Source organism: Tatumella sp. JGM130 (assembly GCF_018257525.1).
Taxonomy (GTDB): Bacteria; Pseudomonadota; Gammaproteobacteria; order Enterobacterales; family Enterobacteriaceae; genus Tatumella; species Tatumella punctata.
Map to the genome: position 1 here is coordinate 95,466 of NZ_JAERJS010000005.1, position 24,679 is coordinate 120,144.

24 protein-coding genes are annotated in these 24,679 nt (G+C 51.3%); 13 read left to right on the forward strand and 11 right to left on the reverse strand.

The genetic code is table 11. The features are described from left to right. Positions 1-18: 18 nt before the first annotated feature. Entirely contained in the window at positions 19-285 is a 267-nt protein-coding gene (locus JK211_RS03905) for a DUF2756 domain-containing protein (protein ID WP_212707364.1), read from the reverse strand. Positions 286-712: 427 nt separating this feature from the next. Between JK211_RS03905 and JK211_RS03910 the strand changes: the two genes are divergently transcribed. The 4 genes from JK211_RS03910 to gntU all read left to right on the forward strand — a co-directional run bounded on the left by JK211_RS03910 (position 713) and on the right by gntU (position 4,529). Then, the gene (locus tag JK211_RS03910; RefSeq protein WP_212707365.1) at positions 713-1,408 is read left to right on the forward strand and encodes a pirin family protein; all 696 of its coding nucleotides are present in this window, start codon (positions 713-715) and stop codon (positions 1,406-1,408) included. 110 nt (positions 1,409-1,518) lie between these two features. Then, positions 1,519-2,514: a gluconate operon transcriptional repressor GntR gene (gntR, locus tag JK211_RS03915; protein WP_212707366.1), complete on the forward strand. Its 996-nt coding sequence runs from the start codon at positions 1,519-1,521 to the stop codon at positions 2,512-2,514. A gap of 131 nt (positions 2,515-2,645) precedes the next feature. Then, positions 2,646-3,176 (forward strand): gluconokinase, encoded by a 531-nt coding sequence (gntK, locus tag JK211_RS03920; RefSeq protein WP_212707367.1) that lies wholly within the window; start codon positions 2,646-2,648, stop codon positions 3,174-3,176. Between the two features lie 12 nt (positions 3,177-3,188). Then, a complete protein-coding gene (gene gntU, locus JK211_RS03925; RefSeq protein ID WP_212707430.1) occupies positions 3,189-4,529 on the forward strand; it encodes a gluconate transporter in 1,341 nt (446 codons plus the stop codon). 51 nt (positions 4,530-4,580) lie between these two features. Here the strand turns inward: gntU and JK211_RS03930 are convergent, their stop codons facing one another. Continuing rightward, positions 4,581-5,174, reverse strand: coding sequence for a YhgN family NAAT transporter (locus JK211_RS03930; RefSeq protein ID WP_212707368.1), 594 nt, complete (start codon positions 5,172-5,174; stop codon positions 4,581-4,583). Positions 5,175-5,475: 301 nt separating this feature from the next. Here JK211_RS03930 and asd point away from each other — a divergent pair, with 301 nt between their 5' ends. Further along, complete coding sequence (gene asd / locus JK211_RS03935; RefSeq protein WP_212707369.1) at positions 5,476-6,585, forward strand: aspartate-semialdehyde dehydrogenase; 1,110 nt, start codon at positions 5,476-5,478, stop codon at positions 6,583-6,585. A 58-nt stretch (positions 6,586-6,643) separates the two neighbouring features. Here asd and glpD read toward each other — a convergent pair whose 3' ends face one another. Continuing rightward, positions 6,644-8,170, reverse strand: a complete 1,527-nt coding sequence (gene glpD / locus JK211_RS03940; protein ID WP_212707370.1) for a glycerol-3-phosphate dehydrogenase — start codon at positions 8,168-8,170, stop codon at positions 6,644-6,646. Positions 8,171-8,399: 229 nt separating this feature from the next. On the opposite strand from glpD, the gene glpE reads away from it, so the two are divergent. The 3 genes from glpE to JK211_RS03955 are packed head-to-tail and all read left to right on the forward strand — an operon-like array spanning position 8,400 to position 10,394. Then, positions 8,400-8,732, forward strand: coding sequence for a thiosulfate sulfurtransferase GlpE (gene glpE, locus JK211_RS03945; protein ID WP_371734574.1), 333 nt, complete (start codon positions 8,400-8,402; stop codon positions 8,730-8,732). 24 nt (positions 8,733-8,756) lie between these two features. Next, positions 8,757-9,596 carry a rhomboid family intramembrane serine protease GlpG gene (gene glpG, locus JK211_RS03950; protein WP_212707372.1) on the forward strand — a complete coding sequence of 280 codons (840 nt, stop codon included), beginning with the start codon at positions 8,757-8,759 and terminating at the stop codon, positions 9,594-9,596. A gap of 39 nt (positions 9,597-9,635) precedes the next feature. Further along, positions 9,636-10,394 carry a DeoR/GlpR family transcriptional regulator gene (locus tag JK211_RS03955; protein ID WP_212707373.1) on the forward strand — a complete coding sequence of 253 codons (759 nt, stop codon included), beginning with the start codon at positions 9,636-9,638 and terminating at the stop codon, positions 10,392-10,394. Positions 10,395-10,440: 46 nt separating this feature from the next. On the opposite strand, the gene nfuA is transcribed toward JK211_RS03955, so the two are convergent. Both nfuA and gntX read right to left on the reverse strand, forming a co-directional pair. Continuing rightward, positions 10,441-11,016 (reverse strand): Fe-S biogenesis protein NfuA, encoded by a 576-nt coding sequence (gene nfuA, locus JK211_RS03960; RefSeq protein ID WP_212707374.1) that lies wholly within the window; start codon positions 11,014-11,016, stop codon positions 10,441-10,443. A 57-nt stretch (positions 11,017-11,073) separates the two neighbouring features. Continuing rightward, positions 11,074-11,757 (reverse strand): DNA utilization protein GntX, encoded by a 684-nt coding sequence (gntX, locus tag JK211_RS03965; protein ID WP_212707375.1) that lies wholly within the window; start codon positions 11,755-11,757, stop codon positions 11,074-11,076. A gap of 30 nt (positions 11,758-11,787) precedes the next feature. On the opposite strand from gntX, the gene bioH reads away from it, so the two are divergent. The 3 genes from bioH (at position 11,788) to JK211_RS03980 (ending at position 13,459) form a co-directional block, all read left to right on the forward strand. After that, complete coding sequence (gene bioH, locus JK211_RS03970) at positions 11,788-12,558, forward strand: pimeloyl-ACP methyl ester esterase BioH (RefSeq protein ID WP_212707431.1); 771 nt, start codon at positions 11,788-11,790, stop codon at positions 12,556-12,558. 154 nt (positions 12,559-12,712) lie between these two features. Then, positions 12,713-12,982 (forward strand): DUF1471 domain-containing protein, encoded by a 270-nt coding sequence (locus tag JK211_RS03975; protein ID WP_212707376.1) that lies wholly within the window; start codon positions 12,713-12,715, stop codon positions 12,980-12,982. A gap of 171 nt (positions 12,983-13,153) precedes the next feature. Beyond that, positions 13,154-13,459, forward strand: coding sequence for a putative quinol monooxygenase (locus tag JK211_RS03980; protein WP_212707377.1), 306 nt, complete (start codon positions 13,154-13,156; stop codon positions 13,457-13,459). A gap of 52 nt (positions 13,460-13,511) precedes the next feature. Here JK211_RS03980 and JK211_RS03985 read toward each other — a convergent pair whose 3' ends face one another. Both JK211_RS03985 and greB read right to left on the reverse strand, forming a co-directional pair. Then, on the reverse strand, positions 13,512-15,833 hold the full coding sequence (locus JK211_RS03985; RefSeq protein ID WP_212707378.1) for a Tex family protein: 2,322 nt from the start codon (positions 15,831-15,833) through the stop codon (positions 13,512-13,514). Between the two features lie 98 nt (positions 15,834-15,931). Continuing rightward, on the reverse strand, positions 15,932-16,411 hold the full coding sequence (gene greB / locus JK211_RS03990) for a transcription elongation factor GreB (RefSeq protein ID WP_212707379.1): 480 nt from the start codon (positions 16,409-16,411) through the stop codon (positions 15,932-15,934). A 330-nt stretch (positions 16,412-16,741) separates the two neighbouring features. On the opposite strand from greB, the gene ompR reads away from it, so the two are divergent. Both ompR and envZ read left to right on the forward strand, forming a co-directional pair. Continuing rightward, entirely contained in the window at positions 16,742-17,461 is a 720-nt protein-coding gene (gene ompR, locus JK211_RS03995) for a two-component system response regulator OmpR (protein WP_025901501.1), read from the forward strand. After that, positions 17,458-18,813, forward strand: a complete 1,356-nt coding sequence (envZ, locus tag JK211_RS04000; RefSeq protein ID WP_212707380.1) for a two-component system sensor histidine kinase EnvZ — start codon at positions 17,458-17,460, stop codon at positions 18,811-18,813. The genes ompR and envZ overlap by 4 nt, the downstream gene beginning before the upstream one ends. Before the next feature lie 54 nt (positions 18,814-18,867). On the opposite strand, the gene pckA is transcribed toward envZ, so the two are convergent. The 4 genes from pckA to JK211_RS04020 form a co-directional block, all read right to left on the reverse strand. Next, positions 18,868-20,493, reverse strand: a complete 1,626-nt coding sequence (pckA, locus tag JK211_RS04005; RefSeq protein ID WP_212707381.1) for a phosphoenolpyruvate carboxykinase (ATP) — start codon at positions 20,491-20,493, stop codon at positions 18,868-18,870. 255 nt (positions 20,494-20,748) lie between these two features. Next, entirely contained in the window at positions 20,749-21,624 is an 876-nt protein-coding gene (gene hslO / locus JK211_RS04010; protein WP_212707382.1) for an Hsp33 family molecular chaperone HslO, read from the reverse strand. A gap of 25 nt (positions 21,625-21,649) precedes the next feature. Then, positions 21,650-22,054: a ribosome-associated heat shock protein Hsp15 gene (gene hslR / locus JK211_RS04015; RefSeq protein ID WP_212707383.1), complete on the reverse strand. Its 405-nt coding sequence runs from the start codon at positions 22,052-22,054 to the stop codon at positions 21,650-21,652. A 299-nt stretch (positions 22,055-22,353) separates the two neighbouring features. Next, positions 22,354-24,486: an IgaA/UmoB family intracellular growth attenuator gene (locus tag JK211_RS04020; RefSeq protein WP_212707384.1), complete on the reverse strand. Its 2,133-nt coding sequence runs from the start codon at positions 24,484-24,486 to the stop codon at positions 22,354-22,356. Positions 24,487-24,679 lie beyond the last annotated feature (193 nt).

Here is a 24,679-nt window from a genome sequence, read left to right on the forward strand (position 1 = left end):
TTCCCCGCCCGTGATATATCAGGGTTGTGCATGAGTAATACGCTGCTGTGCGCGGTTTTGTTGCTGTTGTATTTTTTGCTGTAATGCCTGTGACTCCATCTGCTGATCATTACGCAGTTGCATTTGCTGCTGTTGCTGCTGCATTTGCATCTGATTCAGCATGCGTTGTTGTGACGGGTTATACATCCTGTCCGGCGGGCGAACTCCTGAAGGATCATTATTGAGCGCTGCAGCGGCCAGCAGAGGACAGGCAGCAATAAGCACTGTCAGTAGCATTTTTTTCATTGTGACCTCCGGTCTGAATCTCATCTGACAACAGAGTTTCTGCAGCGGCCTGCGGATAACGGGCCTTTGTCGTGCAGAAAACGTATCTTCTCAAAGGCGGTCACAGTTTTTTTCCCGGCTAGTGCGGTTTTCCGCTGAAACATCAGCTACGCGGCGTAGTGATAAAAAAGCAAAATTTATCTTTACAAGTGATAATGATAATGATTATTATTCACTTGTCTTCACGAGACATCTCACTCAGATAGCTGGTGAAGACACGACATTGCTCACATTGCTTCCAGTATTTTTTGCCAGCCGTCAGGCTGGCTTTTTTTTGCCCACAGCCTGCCAGCAGCAACCTTCATTTTTTTTGAACAGACCCATGAACTTTTTCCGCTATTTTTTCAGGCAGTTCGGGGTGAGACTATAAAAAACGGAGGATTAGCGAATGATTTATTTACGTAAAGCGCAGGACCGTGGTTATGCACAGCATGGCTGGCTGGAAAGCTGGCATACTTTTTCCTTTGCCGGCTATCATGACCCGGATTTTATGGGATTTTCGGCACTCAGGGTAATCAACGAAGATATTATTGCTCCGGGGCAGGGATTCGGAACCCATCCCCATAAAGATATGGAAATTCTGACCTATGTTCTGTCCGGAACGGTGGAACATCAGGACAGTATGGGCAATAAAGAACAGATTCCGGCGGGGGAATTTCAGATAATGAGTGCCGGGACCGGTGTCCGTCACTCAGAATATAATCCCAGTGGCACAGAGCCGTTACATCTGTACCAGATCTGGATTATTCCGCAGACTACCGGCATCACTCCCCGCTATGGACAACGGCGATTTGCTGACCAGCAGGGACGGCAGTGGGTATTGACACCCGATGGCCGGGAAGACTCGCTCACCGTCTGGCAGGATATGACATTATCCCGCTGGGCATTAGTGACCGGGGAGCAGGGGATGTTATCACCGCAAGCGGGGCGTAATATCTGGATTCAGGTGGTAAAAGGCCGCCTGACCATCAATGGGCAACAGGTGAATACCAGCGATGCTCTGGCTATCCGCGATGAAGCCGAATTACAGATCACTGCCGACAGTGACGCCGAAATTCTTATCTTTGATTTACCCCCGGTCTGAAAATAATCTCCAACACCAGGGCCCTGCCGGAATGATCGCCGGCGGGGCATTTTGTCTGCGGAATTGATGCTAAACTCTGCCTAATTTCTCTGGTGTGAGTTGCGATAACAATGAAGAAAAAAAGACCCGTGCTTCAGGATGTTGCCGACCAGCTGGGTGTCACAAAAATGACAGTCAGCCGCTATTTACGTAACCCCGGCCAGGTCTCTGCCGCATTGGGGGAGAAAATAGGGAGAGTACTGGATGAGCTCGGGTATATCCCTAACCGTGTACCGGATATGCTGTCCAGCGCGACCAGCCGCGCCATCGGTGTTTTGTTACCCTCACTGACCAACCATGTGTTTGCCGATGTGCTGCAGGGCATTGAAGCCGTGACGGATAATGCGGGGTACCAGACGCTGGTGGCTCACTTTGGTTATCAGCCAGAAAAAGAGGAACGACAGCTGCGTTCATTACTGGGATGGAATGTCGACGGGGTGATCCTCACCGAGCGAACCCATACCCCGGCAACCTTACGGATGCTGGAAACAGCCGGTATCCCGGTGGTTGAAATTATGGACTCAGTCTCTCCCTGCCTCGATATGGCTGTCGGGTTTGATAATGTAGACGCTGCCCGGCAAATGACCCGGATGCTGATCAGTCACGGTTACCGGTCAGTGGTTTATCTGGGGGCCCGCCTTGATGAACGTACCCTGCAAAAACAGCAGGGTTACGTGCTGGCGATGCGTGAAGCCGGCCTTGAACCACAGAGTGTGATGGACGAAATGCCCTCTTCATTTACCACGGGGGCAGTGTTGTTGCGCCATGCCCTGCAGCGCTTTCCCCGTATGGACAGCCTGTGTTGTACGAACGATGACCTGGCCGTCGGGGCGATGTTTGAATGTCAGCGGCAGGGGATTGCCGTTCCGCAACAGATAGCCATTATGGGGTTCCATGGGCACGATATTACCCGGGTGGTCTCACCGGCACTGGCCACGGTGATAACTCCCCGTAAACAAATCGGAGAAACGGCGGCCGCCATGCTGTTGCAACGTCTGCGAGGTGAAACGGTGACAGACAAAGTCCGTAACCTGGGTTTCAGTCTGTATCGTGGCGGCAGTGTTTAGCTGATTTTATGATTCAGTTCACAGTTTGATGTTTTATTTGCCAAAGCTGTTGCCAGTAATTGTCCGGGTCATGACAATGTTTTAATCAATTGTTATCGGTAACATTACTGTATCTACAGTCGGAGCAAAAAATGACTACACCCTCTTCAAATCATTATGTGTTTATTCTGATGGGCGTTTCCGGCAGTGGGAAATCGGTGGTTGCAAGCCGTGTCGCCCACCAGCTGCAAACCGCATTTCTCGATGGTGATTTTCTGCATCCGAGAGCCAATATCTTAAAAATGGCCGACGGGCACCCCCTGAATGACCAGGATCGTCAGCCCTGGCTACAGGCAATTAATGATGCGGCTTTTGCGATGCAGCGTACTCAGGCTGTATCGTTAATTGTGTGCTCGTCCCTGAAGAAAAGTTACCGTGATATCCTGCGGCAAGGGAATCACAATCTTAACTTTATCTATCTGAAAGGTGATTTTGACACCATAGAATCACGCCTTAAAGCACGGAAAGGGCATTTCTTTAAACCGGCAATGCTGGTGACTCAGTTCGCCACCCTGCAGGAACCTGCTGAGAATGAACACGATGTGATTACGGTAGATATCCGTCAGTCTGTTGATCAGGTTGTTGCGGATACCGTTGCAGCGATAAAACACGCGATTCAGTAAGGGCAGATAATGATGAGTACCGCTACACTGGTATTAACGGCAGCGGGATCTGTGCTGCTGTTACTATTGTTAGTAATGAAAGCACGGATGCATGCTTTTGTGGCCCTGATGTTAGTGTCGGTCGGTGCTGGGATTATGTCCGGAATGCCGCTGGAAAAAATTACCGAAGCAATGCAGGCAGGCATGGGCGGAACCCTGGGTTTTCTGGCGATTGTCGTCGGACTGGGGGCCATGTTCGGGAAAATTTTACATGAAACAGGGGCGGTGGATCAGATAGCGATCCGTATGCTGAAAACTTTTGGTGAAAAGCGTGCCCATTATGCGATGGGGATCGCCGGATTTATCTGTGCGCTGCCACTGTTTTTCGAAGTGGCGATTGTATTACTGATCAGTATTGCCTTCGCCGTTGCCAGACGTACCGGCGGTAACCTGGTACGGCTGGTTATCCCGTTATTCGCCGGGGTAGCCGCTGCAGCGGCTTTCGTACTGCCGGGGCCTGCGCCGATGCTGGTGGCTGCCCAGATGCATGCTGATTTTGGCTGGATGATCCTGTTAGGACTGTGCGCCGCCATTCCCGGTATGCTGATTGCCGGGCCATTATTTGGCAGTTTTATTTCCCGGCATGTGCATTTTTCATTGCCGGAAGATGATGTGCCGCCGCCAGCCGGAACCCATCAGTTACCTTCCTTTGGTTTCAGTATCTCACTGATATTATTTCCGTTAGTGCTGGTCGGGTTAAAAACCATCGGGGCACATTTTGTAACTCAGGGCTCGTCGCTGGATCACCTGCTGGAGTTTATCGGCCATCCGTTTATTGCCATTTTACTGGCCTGCCTTATTACCATCTATGGCCTGGCTTACCGTCAGGGGATGGACAAAACCCGTATCATGCAGATCTGTGGTGAAGCATTACAGCCCGCGGGGATTATTCTGCTGGTGATAGGTGCCGGCGGGGTATTCAAACAGGTACTGGTGGACTCCGGTGTGGGGCCGGCACTGGGTGATGCTGTTGCCGGTGCCGGTATGCCGGTTGCGGTGGCGTGTTTTATTCTGGCCGGTGTTGTCAGGATTATCCAGGGCTCTGCGACTGTTGCCTGTCTGACGGCAGTCGGACTGATTATGCCGGTGATCACCCCGCTTCATTACAGTGGTGCTCAGCTGGCAGCCCTCTCTGTCTGTATCGGCGGCGGATCTATTATCTGTAGTCACGTGAATGATGCGGGGTTCTGGTTATTTGGCCGTTTTACCGGAGCATCTGAAGCGCAGACTTTGAAGACCTGGACTCTGATGGAAACTATTCTGGGGACGACCGGCGGGGTTATCGGCATGATCGCTTTCTGGTTACTTAGTTAAGGAGTTGTCCCGTGTAAAATGCCGCAGCAGGTCATCTGCTGCGGCATTTTTTTATAATTTCATATAGGCGCGGATACCGTCGAGAAACATTTGTGTTGCCAGCATAATCAAAATCAGCCCCATCAGCCGTTCCAGCGCATTGACCCCTTTATTCCCCAGCAACCGTAAAAAGACACCGGACAGTAACAGAATGGTCGAGGTAATCGCCCAGGCGAGCAGCAGTGCCACGACCAGCGTCCCCGGCTGACCAGGATACTGGTGAGACATCAGCATCAGGGTTGCCAGCAGCGACGGCCCTGCCACCAGCGGAATGGCGAGGGGAACCAGGAAAGGTTCTTCGCCTGCCGGCAGCCCGGAACTTTCATTGTCAGGTCCGGGGAAAATCATTTTTATCGCGATCAGAAATAAAATAATTCCGCCGGAAATAGACACGGTTTCTGCCCGCAAATTAAGGAACGACAGTATTTTTTCGCCGGTAAACAGAAACAGCAGCATAATAGCTAACGCAATTAACAGTTCACGAATAATGACGATACGCCGCCGCCGGGGTTCCAGATGTTTAAGCACTGACATAAAGATCGGCAGGTTACCCAGCGGATCCATGATCAGCAGAAGCAGTACAGTGGCAGAAATCATTTCGGTCATAAGAGCGTTAGTATCCTTTAGCTAAACGACAACTATTAGTGCAATTGTTGAAAATGCCCGGCGTATCGAATTAATTCACTTGCCAGACAGTGTGCATTTTGTAGAGTTGGGGGTTACAGGTAAATATGATTATGACACTGAGTACCCTGCAGGGGTATTTTAGTGAATTTTTTTTCATTAATAAGCACCGGACCGGAATCTGGTGACTCAGGGATCGTATAATCCTCTGGTCCGTTGTCAATGTTCCTGACGGTGTGGCGTGGAAAAATCTGGCTCAGAATACAGGATAAGCAGGCATAACATGAAAAATGTAGGTTTTATTGGCTGGCGCGGTATGGTGGGTTCCGTACTGATGTCGAGAATGACAGAAGAACGTGATTTTGACAGTATCAATCCGATCTTTTTCTCCACTTCACAGCACGGACAACCGGCGCCTGCGTTTGGCGGCGGTCAGAATGGTGTGTTACAGGATGCGGGAGATATTGACGCATTACGGGCGCTGGATATTATCGTGACCTGCCAGGGGGGCGATTATACCAGCGAGATCTATCCCAGACTGCGGGCATCTGGCTGGCAGGGATACTGGATTGATGCAGCGTCAACCCTGCGGATGAACGATGATGCCATTATTATTCTTGATCCGGTAAACCAGCAGGTTATTCATCAGGGACTGGATAAAGGCATCAAAACCTTTGTCGGCGGTAACTGTACCGTCAGTCTGATGCTGATGTCACTCGGTGGCCTGTTTACACAGGATTTAGTGGAATGGGCCTCAGTCGCGACTTACCAGGCGGCCTCCGGGGGCGGTGCCCGGCATATGCGTGAATTATTAAGCCAGATGGGCATGCTGCATAATCATGTCGCGAAAGAGTTGCAGGATCCTGCGTCAGCGATTCTGGATATTGAGCGTAAGGTAACAGAGTTAACCCGTTCCGGTACCTTACCTGCGGATAACTTCGGTGTGCCGCTGGCAGGCAGTCTTATCCCGTGGATTGATAAACAGCTGGATAACGGGCAGAGCCGCGAAGAGTGGAAAGGCCAGGCGGAGACTAATAAGATCCTTGCGACCCGCCAGCCAGTACCGGTAGACGGCTTATGTGTGCGGGTTGGTGCTCTGCGTTGCCATAGTCAGGCGTTTACCCTGAAACTGAAAAAAGATATTCCGCTGGCTGAAATTGAACAGCTGCTGGCGGGACATAATGAATGGGCCAGAGTAATCCCTAATGATCGTGAACTGACTATGCGTGAACTGACACCTGCGGCGGTGACAGGTACGCTGAATACCCCGGTAGGCCGGTTGCGTAAACTGAATATGGGTCCTGAATACCTGTCGGCCTTTACGGTGGGTGATCAGCTGCTATGGGGGGCTGCTGAGCCTCTGAGAAGAATGCTGCGTCAGCTGGCAGGTTAAGCGGTCAGAAAGGTGAAAAAGGCGACGGTTATGTCGCCTTTTTAGATTACGCAGCGAGTCAGAGGGTACGGGTTTCTGCGGCGGCCGGGCGGGGGATCGTCTGTGGATAACGGACCTGCAGCCATTCAGTAATACGGGCCTGCTGTGCTGGCGTCAGCCACATACCTTGTTTGGTTCTGCGCCAGATGGCATCATCAAGTTCGCGTACCCATTCGTTATCTGCCAGATAGCGCAGTTCGGCCTCATAAAATTCATGACCAAAATTTTCACCCAGCTCTGCCAGTTGCTGCGCATCTCCCAGTAATTTCTCCGTATTACTGCCGTAGGTCCGTGCGTAATGAGTCGCCATACTGGTCGTGATAAACGGATAACGTCTGCGCAGTCCGGCAGCCAGATCCTCTCTGCTGCCGGAGAAGTGGCCGCCGGGCAGTACCGCATTTTTCGTCCAGGCCGGGCCGGCTTGCGGGTAGTATTTCGCCAGTTTTTCCAGCGCATGTTCTGCCAGTTTGCGGTAGGTGGTCAGCTTACCGCCAAAAACGGATAATAGCGGGGCTTTACCCTGCTCATCATGCACATCAAGGGTGTAGTCACGGGTCACGGCCTGGGGTGAATCAGACTCATCATCACATAATGGCCGGACGCCGGAGTATGTCCAGACAATGTCCTGACGTGACAGGTTGTGACGGAAATGCTGGTTAAATACTGTTAGCAGGTAGTCAATTTCGTTGTCGTCAATAGCAACCTGCGCCGGATCACCATGGTATTCAACATCGGTGGTGCCAATGATAGAAAATTCGTCCATCCACGGGATGACAAAAACTATCCGGTGATCTTCATTTTGCAGGATATAGGCTTGTTTATCGTTATGTACCCGCGGGACGACAATATGGCTGCCTTTGATTAAACGGATACCGTACGGCGATTTAAGCTGCAGGCCGTGATCAAAAAATTCTTTAACCCAGGGGCCGGCAGCATTTACCAGCCCCCTCGCCTGCCAGCGAAATATTTCTCCCTTGTCCGTATCTTCGGCTTCGACCATCCACAGACCGTTTTCGCGCCAGGCGCGGGTGACCCGGGTACGGGTTCTGACTTCCCCGCCACGTTCCGTGACTGCCTGAGCATTGAGCACAACCATCCGCGCATCATCGACCCAGCAGTCCGAATACTCAAAGCCACGGGTGATTTCGGGTTTCAGTACCGAGTCCTGACCAAAGCTGATCCCCCGGCTGGCGGGCAGACTGGTACGTTTGCCTAAATGATCATACAGGAACAATCCGGCGCGGATCATCCACGCGGGGCGCAGATGCGGGCGATGCGGCAGACGAAATCGCATCGGAAACGCCAGATGCGGTGCCATTCTGAGCAGAACTTCACGTTCGGCAAGGGCTTCACTGACCAGACGGAATTCATAATGTTCCAGATAGCGTAAGCCACCGTGGATCAGTTTCGAACTGGCAGAAGAAGTCGCAGAGGCAAAATCCCTGGCTTCCAGCATCAATACGGACAGGCCGCGTCCGGCGGCATCTGCCGCAATACCGGCACCGTTGATACCGCCACCGATGACGATCAGATCTTTGGTTTCCACGTAGTATCCCCCGGGGTTCGGAAAATCATGTTATGTTCGTTTTCGAGCTTTATGGTAGTCGAAAACAAACATTGACGCCAATGGTTAACCAGAAGAAAACAATTTTGCGTGATACAGGTAACATAAACACACAACAAAAAAACTGACGATTATTTTTTAACGGATTATTGAGCGCCGGGATCAGGTTACAATGTGCGGCAGTGAACTGATGAGATGAATGAGAGAGATTATGGAAACCTATGAGTGTATCAGTGTGCAGCAGGCCGATGAAAAGTTACAGCAGGGGGCATTGCTGGTGGATATTCGTGACCCGCAAAGTTTTGACGCCGCCCATGTGGCAGAAGCTTTTCACCTTACCCAGGGCACTCTTAACACTTTTATGGAAAAAGCTGATCCGGATCAGCCGGTGATGGTGCTTTGTTATCACGGTAACAGCAGCAAAGGGGCTGCCCAGTACCTGATCAATCAGGGCTTTGACCAGGTCTACAGTGTGGATGGTGGTTTCGATGCCTGGCGGACAGCTTTTCCGGCTCAGATTTGTACTGATGCCCGTCAGAGCTGACAGACGATCACAGAGGGGAACTCCATGAAACGTATCTCTCAGCTTGCGAATCCACGCATGGCTCAGGCGTTTATCGACTATATGGCCACCCGCGGTATCAGGCTGCACCTTGAACAGCAGCAGCAATATTATCTGTTATGGCTGGACGATGATGAGCAACTGGCACTGGTCGAAAGCGAATACGCGCTCTTTATCCGGGATCCTGATCATCCGCGTTACCAGGATGCCAGCTGGAAAAGTGGCGATACCCGGTTTCAGATAAATTACCCGCGTGGGCATCTGTGGCGTACCGTTCGTGAGCGCGGTGGTCCGATAACGATGACGGTGTCAGCCCTCTGTATTCTGGTATTTATTCTGATGCAGTTGCTGGGGGAGGATAGGGTACTGAGCTGGCTGGCATGGCCGCAGGGGCCGGACCAGTATTTTCAGCTCTGGCGCTGGGTCAGCCCCGCATTTTTGCATTTTTCTTTTTTACATATCCTGTTCAACTTACTGTGGTGGTGGTATCTCGGCGGGGCGGTTGAAAAAAGACTGGGCAGCGGAAAACTGTTTGTGATTACACTGATTTCCGCCTTACTGAGTGGCTGGATGCAGGCTAAATTCAGCGGTGTCTGGTTTGGCGGCCTCTCCGGGGTAGTGTATGCCCTGATGGGATATTGCTGGCTACGCGGTGAACTGGATCCTGACAGCGGGGTGTATCTGGAGCGCGGCCTGATCGTGTTTTCCATTCTCTGGCTGGTGGTGGGATATTACGGTTTATTCGGGATGTCGATCGCCAATATGGCGCATTTCACCGGGTTACTGACCGGCCTGGCAATGGCTTTTGTCGACAGCCGTGCTGCCGGTAAAGCAGGCAGAAAGTAATCTGAACAGCCCGGCAATCTGCCGGCAAAGGAGAGTTATGTGAAGCAGACCCAGCGGCATGACGTAATTATTGAGCTGGTCAAACGTCAGGGATATGTGAGTACCGAAGAACTGGTCGAATATTTCGCGGTAAGCCCGCAGACGATCCGTCGTGATTTAAATGAGCTTGCTGAACAAAACCGTATTCAACGGCATCATGGCGGTGCGGCATTACCTTCCAGTGCAGAAAATACCGCCTGGCATGACCGTAAAATGATGTATTCCGAAGAAAAAGCCCGGATTGCACAGAAGGTAGCAGCGCAAATCCCTGACGGGTCAACCCTGTTTATTGATATCGGGACAACGCCTGAAGCGGTTGCCCATGCTCTGCTTAATCATAACCAATTACAGGTCGTGACCAATAATCTGAATGTGGCGATATTACTGATGGCAAAGCCTGATTTCAGGGTGATTATTGCCGGAGGTGATGTCCGTTCAAGGGACGGCGGAATTATCGGTGAAGCCACCATGGACTTTATCTCTCAGTTCCGTCTGGACTACGGAATACTCGGGATTAGCGGTATTGATATGGATGGTGCCTTGCTGGAGTTTGATTATCATGAAGTTCGCACCAAGCGGGCGATCATCGAAAGTTCACGTAACGTTATACTGGTCACTGATCATTCAAAATTTGGCCGCAGTGCGATGGTGAATCTTGGCAGTATCGATATGCTCGACAGCTTATATACAGATAAGAAACCGCCGGAAGCGGTGCTGAAAGCGATTACACAGGGGGATGTGCAGCTGGTGCTGTGCTGAAACCCGTAAACACCACAGGTCCGTAGCGGGACCTGTGGCATCACTCTTAATAGTAAGAGTGTTCACCTGGCTGATGTTCTGTTAAATCACGTACACCCTTCAGTTCAGGGAATGCGGCCAGCAGCTCTTTTTCGATGCCTTCTTTTAATGTTACATCGACCATAGAACAGCCATTACAACCGCCGCCAAATTGCAAAATGGCGTAACCATCCTCAGTAATTTCCATCAGGGATACTTTTCCGCCATGGCTGGCAAGCTGCGGGTTAATCTGTGCCTGTAACTGATATTCGACCCGCTCAAGTAATGGCGCATCGTCAGCCACCTTACGCATTTTTGCGTTAGGTGCCTTAAGGGTTAGTTGTGAGCCCAGATTGTCGGTCACAAAATCAATTTCTGCCTCTTCAAGGTAAGGGGCACTCAGCTCATCAACATAAGCGATCAGATTATCGAACCTGAGTTCGGTATCTGTACTTTCTACCGCATCAGGCGGGCAATAGGACACACCACATTCTGCACCTGGCGTCCCCGGATTGATCACAAAGACACGGATTTGTGTGCCTTCTTCTTGTTTAGCGAGAAGCTTAGCGAAATGCTCCTGGGCAGTGTCAGTAATACGGATCATAGCATTGCTCAATAGTTGACTGAAACAGTGGGTTATAATACGCCCATCACTGTGACTCTACAAGGTTCGGCACAGGCACCAAACCTGGATGCTGGCCACAGCATGCAGGGACAGTAAGCGTGATATTTCACCGGCGGTACTGCCGCTGGTGACGACATCATCGACCAGGGCAACATGGCGGCCAGTGAGGTCTTTTTCGACGCAAAAGGCATTGCGTAAATTACGTTTTCTCTGACGTATATTCAGCAGGTGCTGCACGGCCGTTTTGCGATGACGGCGTAAGGCAAAGGGTGCAAACTCGCAGGATAACCAATGTGCCAGTGGCTGTGCCAGTAAAGCCGATTGATTAAATCCCCGTTGCCAGAGTCGCTGTCTGTGCAGGGGTGAGCATAGCAGGATATCCGGCTTTCGCAGACCATAGTCTCTGTGCTGCTGCAGAAAGCTTAGCAAAATAAGTCTGGCGAGCATCACCGAGAGTGCGGTGTTGCCGGAAAATTTGAATTTATGCAGTAAACGACTGAGTGGCGGGAGATAGTCGCCGGCACACACCAGATGCTGCCACGGGGGCGGGTCTGTCAGACAACGGCCACATTCAGCGGTGTCCGGGGCGGCCGGTAACCCACAACGGCGACATAAAAAGGGCAGCGGCGGCAGCCGGCACTGACAGCCGGTACAGATACCGGTGGTCCTTAACATCAGCGGCAGATGGCATAACCAGCAATAACTCTTCAGTATCAGCATGGTATCCTGTGATTTTTGACGGGGGAATTTATTATGTCGCTTTTCTGGCATACCTGTGGCGCGGGAGAGAGAGATCTTGTGCTGTTACACGGATGGGGGCTTAACGCTGAAGTCTGGAATTGTGTCACCGCACGGCTTAGCCCGCATTTTCGTTTGCATCTGGTCGATTTGCCGGGGTATGGCCGCAGTCAGGGCGTAACGGCGCTGACGCTGGATCACATGGTCACCCTGCTGGAACCCCGGTTACCGGAAAATGCCATTATTGTCGGCTGGTCTCTTGGCGGGCTGGTGGCTACCAGACTGGCCCGGAGTGCTTCGGTTACGGTACGGGGGTTAATTACGGTTGCCTCTTCCCCTTGCTTTTCAGCACAACAGGGCTGGCCGGGCATTAAGCCTTCGGTATTGCAGGGGTTTCAGCAGCAACTGAGCAGCCACTTTGAAAAGACCATTGATCGCTTTATGGCGCTGCAAACTCTCGGAACCGACACTGCCCGCCATGATGCACGATTACTGCGACAGGCTGTTTTGTCTCAGCCATTACCGGAAGTGACAGTATTAAACGCCGGGCTGGGTATCCTGCAGTCTGCGGATCTCCGTCGCGAACTGTCGTCGGTTAATCTGCCATTCCTGCGTATTTACGGAGCGCTTGATGGGCTGGTACCCCGTGATATTGCCGGGCAAGTCGATACACTGGCGGGCGGTGGCCTCTCCGTCGTGATGCCGAAAGCCGGCCATGCGCCGTTTATTTCCCATCCCGCAGAATTTTGCGAGCAGGTTCTCGCTTTTTCGTCTGAATTATAGAAACGGCGGCGGTTTTATTGCTGTTTCCCCTAACCGGAACTAATAATTCAGAGGTGCCTGACACTCCCGGCAAACGGCCTGTGCTGATCTCCGGTGACTGTCAGTAGCACAGGCAGTGAATTTTGTTACGGCAATACCATAAGGGGCTTATGCTATGAAAATGACGAAATATACGGTGAGTGTGCTGATGGCAGGCATCCTGTCTTTTTCTGCTGTTGCTGCGGAAGAAGTGACTCAGGCACAGGCAGACAGTCAGCAGCTGGTCTCTCTGGGGACCGTATCTACCACGGCTGAAACGACATCGCCGATGGATGCTAAAAAAGAACTCTCCAGACTGGCGGATGAAAAAGGCGGTAAGTATTTTAAAGTGATTGCCGGGCGTGAGCATGGCCGCATCAGCGCGGTTGCCGAAGTGTATAAATAATCCACCCCCGGCGCCGGTAACTGTGGCGGGGGAGTGTTTTATCCCCTGATGCGACAGGGTCCGGTGCCGGTTGCCATCTTCCCCGTGAGCATTGCATACTTAATCACGCTGGAAACTATACCGGTTGTGTTCCGGTATGCCGTGTTAATCACTTCTGCAAGAAGGTCAGATATGAGCCAGGTTATTACTGTTACTGCATTGATTACAGCGAAAGCAGGGGAAGAACAGATCGTTGCTGACGCATTGAAAACAGCCGAAAAAGAGGTTCAGGGAGAACCGGGTTGCGAGTCCTATGTATTACATCAGAATACGCAAAATACCGCCCAGTATCTTATGCTGGAACGCTGGAGCTCCGGACAGCACCTGGCGGATCACGAACAGGCACCTGCATTTCAAAAACTGGCTGCAGCACTGGCTGGCCGTGCTGAATTACAGGTTATTACCTCAACGGCAGTCACTGGTGGTGTGAATAAATAAAATACTGAAACGCCCCGTGAGGGGCATTTCAGTATGCAGGCCGGAGTCAGGATCAGCGCTTCTTACCGAAGGCCGCGGCCAGAGCATCTTCCATTGCACTGTTGGTGACAGGTTTCTGCCGTGGCTTCGCTGAAGGCTGTCGTGTCTGCGGGCGTGGCTGACCGGCAGCAGCGGCAGGCGATCCGGATTTACGGCCTTCCTGAGGCTGTTCATCAAGACGCATCGTCAGAGCAATCCGCTTACGCTGCAGGTCGACTTCCATGACTTTGACTTTCACAATATCACCCGCTTTCACCACCTGATGCGGGTCTTCGACAAATTTGTCGGACAGTGACGAAATATGCACCAGTCCGTCCTGGTGAACACCGATATCCACAAAGGCACCAAAATTGGTGACATTAGTGACAGACCCTTCTAATACCATGCCCGGCAGCAGGTCAGACAGGGTATCCACACCGTCAGCAAAGGTTGCTGTTTTGAATTCAGGCCGTGGGTCGCGGCCGGGTTTTTCCAGTTCTTTTAAAATATCGTTAACCGTCGGCAAGCCAAAACGTTCATCGGTAAACTGTGATGCGGCCAGGGCACGTACAGCTGAACTGTTCCCCATTAATTCATTTAATGCCTGACGTGTCGCGGTAAGAATACGCTCCACCACCGGATACGCTTCCGGATGGACTGTCGATGCATCCAGCGGATTGTCGCCCTGGTTAATACGCAGGAAGCCGGCACATTGTTCAAAGGCTTTTGGCCCCAGCCTGCTGACTTTCAGCAACTGCTGGCGGTTATGAAAACGACCATTTTCATCACGCCAGTTAACGACATTTTGCGCCATAGTACGGGTCAGACCTGCCACCCGGGTCAGCAGGGCAACCGAGGCGGTATTCAGATCCACACCGACGGCGTTAACACAGTCTTCCACCACGGCATCCAGTTTTTTGGCCAGCAGGCTCTGACTGACATCATGCTGGTACTGGCCGACACCAATCGATTTAGGATCGATTTTTACCAGCTCTGCGAGAGGATCCTGCAGACGGCGGGCAATAGAAACCGCGCCACGCAGTGAAACATCCAGCTCAGGGAATTCCAGAGCAGCCAGTTCTGATGCCGAATAAACCGAGGCTCCGGCTTCACTGACGATCACTTTCTGGGCGGTTACCTGCGGGAACTGCTGCTGAAGATCGAGGAAAAAACGTTCTGTTTCACGTGATGCCGTACCGTTACCGATGGCCACCAGTTCTACCTGATGACGTGAACAAAGTGCCGCAACGGCCGCCGCTGCTTTTGCCGCCTGGCCGGTGTGGGGATAAACCGTATCGGTCGCGACCAGTTTACCGGTGGCATCGACAACCGCGACTTTGACGCCGGTACGTAAGCCCGGATCGAGACCCATCGTCGCGCGCATACCGGCCGGGGCTGCCATCAACAGATCATGCATATTACGGGCAAACACGTTGATTGCTTCGTCTTCTGCACGTTCACGAAGCGTCCCCATCAGCTCGGTTTCCATATGCAGTAAGACTTTAATACGCCATGTCCAGCTGATAACCGCTTTGCGCCAGCTATCGGCGGGGGCATTATTAAAGATTACCTGCAGATGGCTGGCGATCAGTGTTTCACCATAGCTTTCGCGGGGAGGTTCGTCTGACTGCGGGTCCGGATTGACTGACAGCTGAAGGATGCCTTCATTACGACCACGGAACATCGCCAGGGCACGGTGTGACGGTACCGCAGACAGTGGCTCATGATGGTCGAAATAATCCCGGAACTTTGCACCTTCTGCTTCTTTCCCTTCCACGACCCGTGACACAAGGTGTGCATTGCGGGACAGATAATCACGGACTTTGGCCAGTAATACGGCATCTTCGGCGAACCGCTCCATCAGGATGTAACGTGCACCATCGAGGGCGGCTTTACTGTCAGCAATGCCGTTATCCGCATTGATATAAGCCTGCGCGCTGGCTTCAGGGTCCTGCTGAGGATCCTGCCACAGGCTGGTGGCCAGAGGTTCCAGCCCTGCTTCGATGGCAATCTGACCACGGGTACGGCGTTTGGGTTTAAACGGCAGGTAAAGGTCTTCCAGTTCCGTTTTACTCAGGGTGGCGGTCAGGGCGCTGGCAAGTGCGGGGGTCATTTTCCCCTGTTCTTCAATCGAGCGGAGAATTGTCTGGCGGCGGTCTTCGAGTTCACGCAGGTAACTCAGACGGGACTCCAGCTGGCGTAGCTGTGTGTCATCCAGCCCGCCGGTGACTTCTTTACGATAACGTGCAATAAATGGCACGGTATTCCCTTCGTCCAACAGATGTACGGCAGAATCAACCTGCTCTGTCCGTACCTGAAGTTCACTGGCAATAATCTGATTTGGTGAATTTTTCATCTTTAGCATCAGGTTTGTACGGGGTAAGTTTATAGGGGACAGTTATACGGATTGAGCGAGTAAAATGCCAGCCGCTGTGGTCGCTTTGCAGGATATTCCTATCCGGCGTCGGGGTAGGTTATCTCATTGATGTACCAGACTGCACTGCCCGCGGGTGTGTCGACCCGTGCCGCATCACCGGTTTCTTTTTTTAACAGGGCGCGTGCCATTGGTGAGTCTATGGAGATGTAATCTTTACGCCCGAAGATTTCGTCGTAACCGACAATACGAAACTGCTTAGTTTCACCTTCATCATTTTCGATTTCCACCCGCGCACCGAAAAAGACTTTCCCCTGTTGTTGTGGCGAATAATCGACGATACGCAGTATCCCGAGGCTTTTTGTCAGGTAGCGGACCCTGCGGTCAATTTCCCGTAGCCGCTTTTTGTTATACTGGTAATCAGCATTCTCGCTGCGATCACCCAGACTGGCAGCCCAGGTGACTTTTTTTGTCACTTCAGGACGTTCTTCACGCCACAGATAATCAAGTTCCTGCTTTAATTGATTGTAGCCTTCGCGTGTAATCAGTGGCGTTCTCATTTGGGACCCCTGCAGCTGTCATGGTAGTTGTCAGTTAATTGTCCGTTTTGTTGTTATATGCGTTCGTCAGCGCCTTATCAGCGCGCTATTCGTCCGGTGTAACCGCGGGGGTTAATTTTCATGAATTGACGAACGCCCGGCGGGCCGGCAGAAAAGGCTGAGTGAATTCAGGGCATTTTTTCTGCAATGCCAGACAAAAGCAGACATAACTTGCTGTTTAATATGCTTTGTAACAATTTTGGCCAGAATATAAACCATTATAAACTGTCACTGTAATATATCTTTTTTAACAATACAGCATCAGGCAATTGTGCCTTTGGGAGTGAAGAAATGCAGGAAAATTACAAAGTTTTAGTCGTTGATGATGATATGCGACTGCGTGCACTGCTGGAAAGATATCTGACGGAACAAGGTTTTCAGGTCCGTAGCGTTGCGAATGCTGAACAAATGGATCGTCTGCTGACCCGCGAGTCCTTTCACCTGATGGTGCTGGACCTGATGTTACCGGGGGAAGACGGGTTGTCGATTTGCCGCCGTTTGCGCAGCCAGAGTAACCCGATGCCGATTATTATGGTGACTGCCAAGGGTGAAGAAGTGGACCGGATTGTCGGGCTGGAAATCGGTGCTGACGACTATATTCCTAAACCGTTTAACCCGCGAGAACTACTGGCACGTATTCGCGCAGTATTGCGTCGTCAGGCGAACGAATTACCGGGAGCTCCTTCACAGGAAGAAGCAGTTATTGCCTTTGGTAAGTTCAAACTGAACCTCGGAACCCGTGAAATGTTCCGCGAAGATGAACCTATGCCGTTAACCAGTGGCGAATTCGCGGTACTGAAAGCGCTGGTCAGCCACCCGCGTGAGCCTTTGTCACGGGATAAGCTAATGAACCTGGCGCGCGGACGTGAATATAGTGCGATGGAACGTTCCATCGATGTACAGATCTCCCGGTTACGTCGTATGGTCGAAGAAGATCCTGCCCATCCGCGTTATATCCAGACGGTCTGGGGCCTGGGCTATGTGTTTGTGCCGGATGGCAGTAAAGCATGAAGCGATTCCGCTTCTCGCCTCGCAGTTCCTTTGCCCGTACCTTGCTATTGATCGTTACCTTGCTGTTTGTCAGTCTGGTAACGACCTATCTGGTGGTACTTAACTTCGCGATTTTGCCGAGTCTGCAGCAATTTAATAAAGTTCTGGCGTATGAAGTCAGGATGCTGATGACGGATAAACTGCAACTGGAAGATGGCACGCAGCTGGAAGTTCCGCCGGCCTTCCGCCGGGAGATCTACCGTGAGTTAGGTATTTCACTGTATACCAATGCGGCAGCAGAGGAAGGAGGATTGCGCTGGGCGCAGCATTATGAATTTCTGAGTGATCAGATGGCACAACAACTGGGAGGCCCTACCGATGTTCGTGTCGAGGTCAATAAAAACTCTCCGGTTGTCTGGCTGAAAACCTGGTTGTCGCCTGATATCTGGGTACGGGTACCGCTGACAGAAATTCATCAGGGTGATTTTTCCCCGCTGTTCCGTTATACCCTGGCGATAATGCTGCTGGCGATTTGCGGTGCCTGGTTATTTATACGAATGCAGAATCGTCCATTGGTCGAACTTGAAAATGCGGCTCTGCAGGTCGGACAAGGGATTATTCCTCCACCGTTACGGGAATACGGTGCTTCTGAAGTCCGTTCGGTAACCCGTGCTTTTAACCAGATGGCGGCAGGGATCAAACAGCTCGCAGAAGACCGTACATTATTAATGGCCGGTGTCAGTCATGACTTACGTACACCCCTGACACGTATCCGTCTGGCAACGGAAATGATGGGCGAGGAAGAGAAATATCTTTCTGAGTCTATCAACAAAGACATTGAAGAATGTAATGCGATAATCGAACAGTTTATCGATTATCTGCGTACCGGTCAGGAAATGCAGACCGAACGTGTCGATCTCAATACCGTACTGGGTGAAGTTGTTGCTGCCGAAAGTGGTTATGAACGGGAAATTGATAATGCCGTCATGGACAGTGAGCTGTTGCTTGATATTAATCCGTTATCGATTAAGCGAGCAGTCGCCAATATGGTGGTAAATGCTGCCAGGTATGGTAATGGCTGGATCCGTGTAAGCAGCGGCCGTGAGCTAAACCGTGGCTGGTTCCAGGTTGAAGATAATGGTCCCGGCATTGAGCCCGGACAGATTGAACATTTGTTGCAGCCCTTTGTGCGTGGTGATAGTGCACGCAGTACCAGTGGTACAGGTTTAGGACTGGCGATTGTACAGCGTATTATTGATGCTCACCGGGGAGAACTGGAGATCGGAAAAAGTGAACGGGGAGGGTTACGTATTCGTGCCTGGTTGCCCGTCCCGGCCACTGAGCCGCCTCTGCCTGCCGCCTCCGCTCACTGACCATCCGTTGAACTGACGGGTATTATACTTAAGCATAATCCCGTCAGTTCTCTGTCAGCTATGCAGTGCCGGGCCTGCTTCCGCCAGTGCTTTACCGGCAGGGGTATCCGTATACTGTTCAAAGTTATCGACAAACTTGCGGGCAAGGGTAATGGCATTCTCCTGCCATTGTTCTGCGGTTTCCCAGCTGTTTCTCGGATCCAGTATCTGTTTGTCGACCTGTTTCAGTGCCACCGGCACCTGCAGGTTAAATACCGGCAGTGTCTGGAACGTCGCCTGCTGTAATTCATCATTAAGAATCGCGTTAATGATGGCGCGGGTATCTTTCAGCGAAATCCTTTGGCCTTTGCCATTCCAGCCCGTATTCACCAGATACGCTTCGGCCCCTGCTGTCTGCATCCGTTTCAACAGGACTTCTGCATAGCGGGTCGGGTGCAGGGTTAAAAAAGCCGCACCAAAGCAGGCAGAGAAGGTCGGTGACGGCGTGATTATGCCCCGTTCAGTCCCTGCCAGTTTAGCCGTGAACCCGGACAGAAAATGGTACTGTGTCTGCTCCGGCGTCAGTCTGGCAACCGGCGGTAAAATACCGAAAGCATCAGCAGTCAGAAAAATGACTTTCCGTGCATGACCGGCTTTTGATACGGGGCTGACAATATTATCAATATGACTGATAGGGTAAGATACCCGTGTATTTTCGGTCTTACTGTTGTCATTGAAGTCAATACTGCCATCTGCCCGTACGACCACGTTTTCCAGTAACGCATCACGGCGTATTGCCTGATAGATTTCCGGCTCAGCCTGCTCTGACAGATGGATAGTTTTGGCATAGCAGCCGCCTTCAAAATTAAAGACGCCGTCGTTATCCCAGCCGTGTTCATCGTCACCGATTAACTGACGGGCCGGATCTGTGGATAAGGTGGTTTTACCGGTACCGGATAAGCCAAAGAACACGGCAACATCACCCTGCTTACCGACATTGGCAGAACAGTGCATGGACGCGATATCTTGCAGTGGCAGCAGGTAATTCATTACTGAAAATAACCCTTTTTTCATCTCGCCGCCGTACCAGGTGCCGCCGATTAACTGAATACGCTCTGTCAGGTTAAATGCCACGAAATTCTCAGAATGCAGTCCGCGGGCCTGCCAGTCAGGACAGGTACATTTCGCCCCATTGAGTACCACAAAGTCAGGTTCGAACTGCTCCAGCTCTGTTTCCGATGGCCGGATAAACATGTTTTTGACAAAATGGGCCTGCCATGCAACTTCGGTGATAAATCTGACGCTCAGACGGCTGTCAGCATTCGCCCCGCAGAATGCATCCACGACAAATAGCCGTTTCCCGGACAACTGTTCGCTAACCAGATTTTTCAGCACCTGCCAGGTTTCCTGTGACAGTGGCTGGTTGTCATTTTTTCCTTTACTGCTGTCACTCCACCAGACGTTGTGGCGGGTGGTTTCATCCCGGACAATATATTTATCTTTGGGCGAACGGCCGGTAAAAATACCGGTATCGACCGAAACAGCACCGCTTTGGGTGAGAGTCGCGCGCTCACAGCCCCGGAGCTCAGGACGGGTTTCCTCATTGAACAACACTTCATAGTCAGGGTTATAAATAACCTCGACAGGGTCGCTGATACCTAGCGATGAGAGGTCGGGTAATTTCCTGCGTCTGGAAGACATGCTGCTGCTCCTTCAATCCTGTATTTGCAAGTGAATATGCCCGCGTCAGTTCTGGCAGATTTATCACACATGGGGACGCTCTGTCTGATAAGCGGAGGCAGTTTACACCGGATAGATAATGCAGAAAGTGGACGCAGGAAAAACTGTGAGGAGAGTTGTACTTCACCGACACAGTTGCCAGAAAACTGACTAATTTATGCCAACTGTGCCGGTTTTTGGGAAGGCCCTGATGCGGGCAGGCCTTCCCCGAAGTGATTAGTGAATGGCGTCGTGAGTGTCGCTGCCGGTCACGGTATTATTACGGATATTTGCCACATCAACAGCATCATATAAGTAATGTGCACCACAGTAATCGCAGTGCATATCAATCTTGCCGTCTTCGGCCAGTATCTGATCAATCTCTTCGCTGGCGACAGTTTTCAGTACATCGCCGCAGCGCTGATGGGAACAGGTACATTTGAATTCAATATCTGCCGGATCAAATACGGTCACGTCTTCCTGATGATAGAGACGCCACAACACATCATTTGCCGGCAGAGACACCAGTTCTTCGGCTTTAATGGTGTCAGATAACGTCGCTAAGTGCTCGAAGTCGTCGGTACTGGTATCCTGTGCCGGGAGGACTTGCAGCAATATGCCGCCCGCGCCCTGTGGGTTCTGACGAATAATCATCCGGGTCGGTAACTGCTCTGAGCGCATAAAATAGTCTTCCAGACAGGCCGCAACGGTATCCCCTTCCAGTCCGACAACACCCTGATAGCGCTCTCCTTTTTCCGGAGTAATGGTAATAATCAGGTAACCGTTGCCAGCCATCTGTTTCAGAGTACTGCCTGCGTCGATATCACCGCGGGTGCGGGCAACGCCGCGAAATTGCTGATGATTATTACCATTAATCACCGCCATGGACAACGGACCATCACCCTGTAGCTGTACCGTGATATTCCCTTCAAACTTGAGTGTCGCTGTCATCAGGCTGGTAGCAACCAGCAGTTCCGCCAGCAGTTCCTGTACCGGTTGTGGGTAGTCGTGATCCTTAACAATATCTTTAAGGGTATGTGAAACATTGACGAGTTCACCACGAACCGCGACATTATTAAATAAATAGCGATGGAGCTGGTCTTTTACTGGCATAAGTGTCTCTCTTTGGGTGTGTGATTTACTCATCACCCGTTAATTTAAATTTAATCAAATGACGGCGCTCTTTTTTATCCGGACGTCTGTCAGGATGCGGCATCGTCAGTGCAAACTGTTTGCGGGCGATGGCCTGTGCTTCGCGTTTCCCGATACTTTCCGGAGTTTCCCGGTACAGTAACTGTGCATCGGTTGCACTGCCTCGCCGGCCTGTTATTCCGGTAATAATCACCGTCCGTTGCTCATTGCCCTGACGGAGGCTCAGCTGTGCACTGGCTTCAACCTGTTTACCGGGTTTAGCCCGCTGGCCGTTGTAATGGACTTTACCGCCTTCGATCATCTCTCTGGCGATAGCCCGGGTCTTATAAAAACGGGCTGCCCATAGCCATTTGTCCAGCCGGACACCCTGTTCCTGATTCTGTGATTTCATGCTGACTCCCGCAACATAAGCATGTTTTTGTGAGTTATCTTGTCAGAAACCGGCCAGCCGTGGTTATTATTCCTGTTGACGGAGCGTGCCGGTAAGCGGCTGCACCGGGAATAGCAGCACGCCTGACACACAGGAATCATCGGGTCAGAACCCTGTTGATATTATCCTGTGCCGGATGATCCATAGATATGGGTGGATATAAATAAATCAAGGCAGTGAGCACATCCTGTTCATGGCACTGTCTGTTTAACATCCGGGCTGCGGCCGGGGGCGGCAGGTTACCATAAACAATGACAATGTCAGAACAGTGAACGTGTATCCGCGGGGTGACTCAGGGTCGGGTTAAAGCACTTATCGTAGTATCGCTGAATTGCCAGGCTGCGCTGACGGTCTTTATGGATCCCGCGCAGCAGGAATATAACATTGACCAGCAGGCATGCGATAAGGGCAATCAGAAACAGAGATGTCCCCAGATAACGCCATAGCAGGAATTTACCCGGGACCTCATGTAATGAGACATGAGTTGTACCGTTAGCATCGACAGCAAGAGCAGTAATGATACCGGACGCACTGAATGGCGTATGGAGCAGCATTGCTGAAATACGTTGTAGTTCATCCCACTGTTGCGGGGCATCCAGGTTAAATAACGGCACATCCGGCTGAGGTTGTCTGACAAACTGCCGTCCCTGATCACTGATCAGCAGATACCCCCCCGGCGGCGGACTGTTCAGTGTCTCTATCGCTTTACGTGTTTCGCTGGTAAAAAAGGTTGCAGCAGCATTGTTTACCAGGCTTTCCAGCGTATCCGCACTCACCGGACGCAGTAATACATTAATACCGTTTAGCTGACCAGACTTAGCCTTATCCACCAGAGATGGCCAGTCTTTGGCATTTTCCAGATTAACCAGTGCATTTTTCAGGCGTGTGCAGTCCATCGGTTGTCCGCACAACTGATTGGCGCGGATGACGATATCCGAAAAGTCATCCAGCAGGATCATGCCGGATTTTTCGATAGCCAGGGCCAGTTGCGGATTAATCTTCATGTTTTCTGCTGATCCCGGATGTAGCTGTCGACGGATAGTCTCCAGTAAGGCCATGGTTTCATCGACGGTTTCTGACTGGGGTAATGGCAGCGGAGTGGCGTTATTCCAGTAAATTGCAGAGCAGTCAAAGGGCATATATCCGTACATTCTGTTTCCCTGATAACTGCCGGGAACGGAGCACATTCCCTGGCCTTTTACATCCAGTAAATCCCCGACCCGGAGTTTCATGGCTGAAAGCTGGCTGAGAGATGTCACCTCAATACGCTGTGTTCCCTGTAACCAGGCAAGACTCAGTTTAAACGGCATGCCCAGCGGTACCCAGCTGGCCATCATTATCAGTACCAATAAAGCACCGCTGGCCAGAACGGCATTTCTGCGCCAGTGACGGAGAGGGTATTCACGAATCTCATCATGCAGAGAAAGGAAGCGGCCCTGACGCACCACCAGCTTCTCTGCATTAATATCAATATCTGTCACTTTCCCCAGGTCGTGGTGAATATAGGGTTTCCAGTAATCCGGATATTGCAGGTCGATAACTCCCAGAGAAATGTTGCTCTGCTCCTGATTAGACTCACCAAATAGTCCCCAGCGTTTAGGAATACCCCGCATACAGTGAATATCCTGGTAGTCGCTCAGTTTTACGGGACGATACATCAGCCACAGACATCCGGCGATAATAAGTAAGGCCGGAATAACCAGCCACAACATAACGACGGTGGGGACCAGCTGGCTGAGGAACAGGATCAGCAGTGCCAGACAGATAATCACCGCTTCGGTTGTGCCGTCTGGTCGTGAAAGCTGATGTTCCTCCGGTGTCTCTTTGCGAATCTGCAGCAGTTCTACATTACTGCTTTTCTCTTTACGGATAGAGGCGGGGGAGTTGACTTGTTCCGGGGGAGGCAGAGGACGCTCAGTGACCTCTTTATCATAATCAATCAGCTGGTGACCATTCAGCGAAGTCACCAGCAGGGTATTACCGGCAGGGATTAATTCAATGGTGTTTTCTGCGGTAATAAATTGTTCCCAGAGGGGCGGCAGATGAATTTCCAGCGTGTCCAGATAGTAACGCCATTGCCGGGGTGACTCTGTTGATAATCCGTAACGGGTTATCGGGTGAGTTACCGAATAAACTTTGTGGCTCTGTAAGGTAAATACCGGGTCTTTACTGGTCTTCTGGCGAGTCAGACGCGAGAAAAATGATGGTTCAGCAGTCCTGAGTGTTGACAGGTACTTAATTACAGCCTGTTTCTCATCAGGATAAATCTTCCGGCAGGAGGCGGGTATCCGTAAGAGTAATTTCTCCGGAAATGAGCGATATCTTGTGAAGTACACTATTGCGGCGACTGCCAGTATAATTGCCAATGCCAATATAGTAATCATCATACTCATGCAATGTTCAACCTGGCCCTGAAAAATCCACGAAGGTGAGTTGCCCTGGAAAAAAACGCTATTGTCATTTTTACCGAAAAGATAGCGGCTGACCGCCAGCGATGCAATGGAAGTGCTCCCATTATCAGCGGGGCGTAAACTCCGGGATGATTGATAAATACGCTATGCCGGACATATTTTACGGCACAAAGTG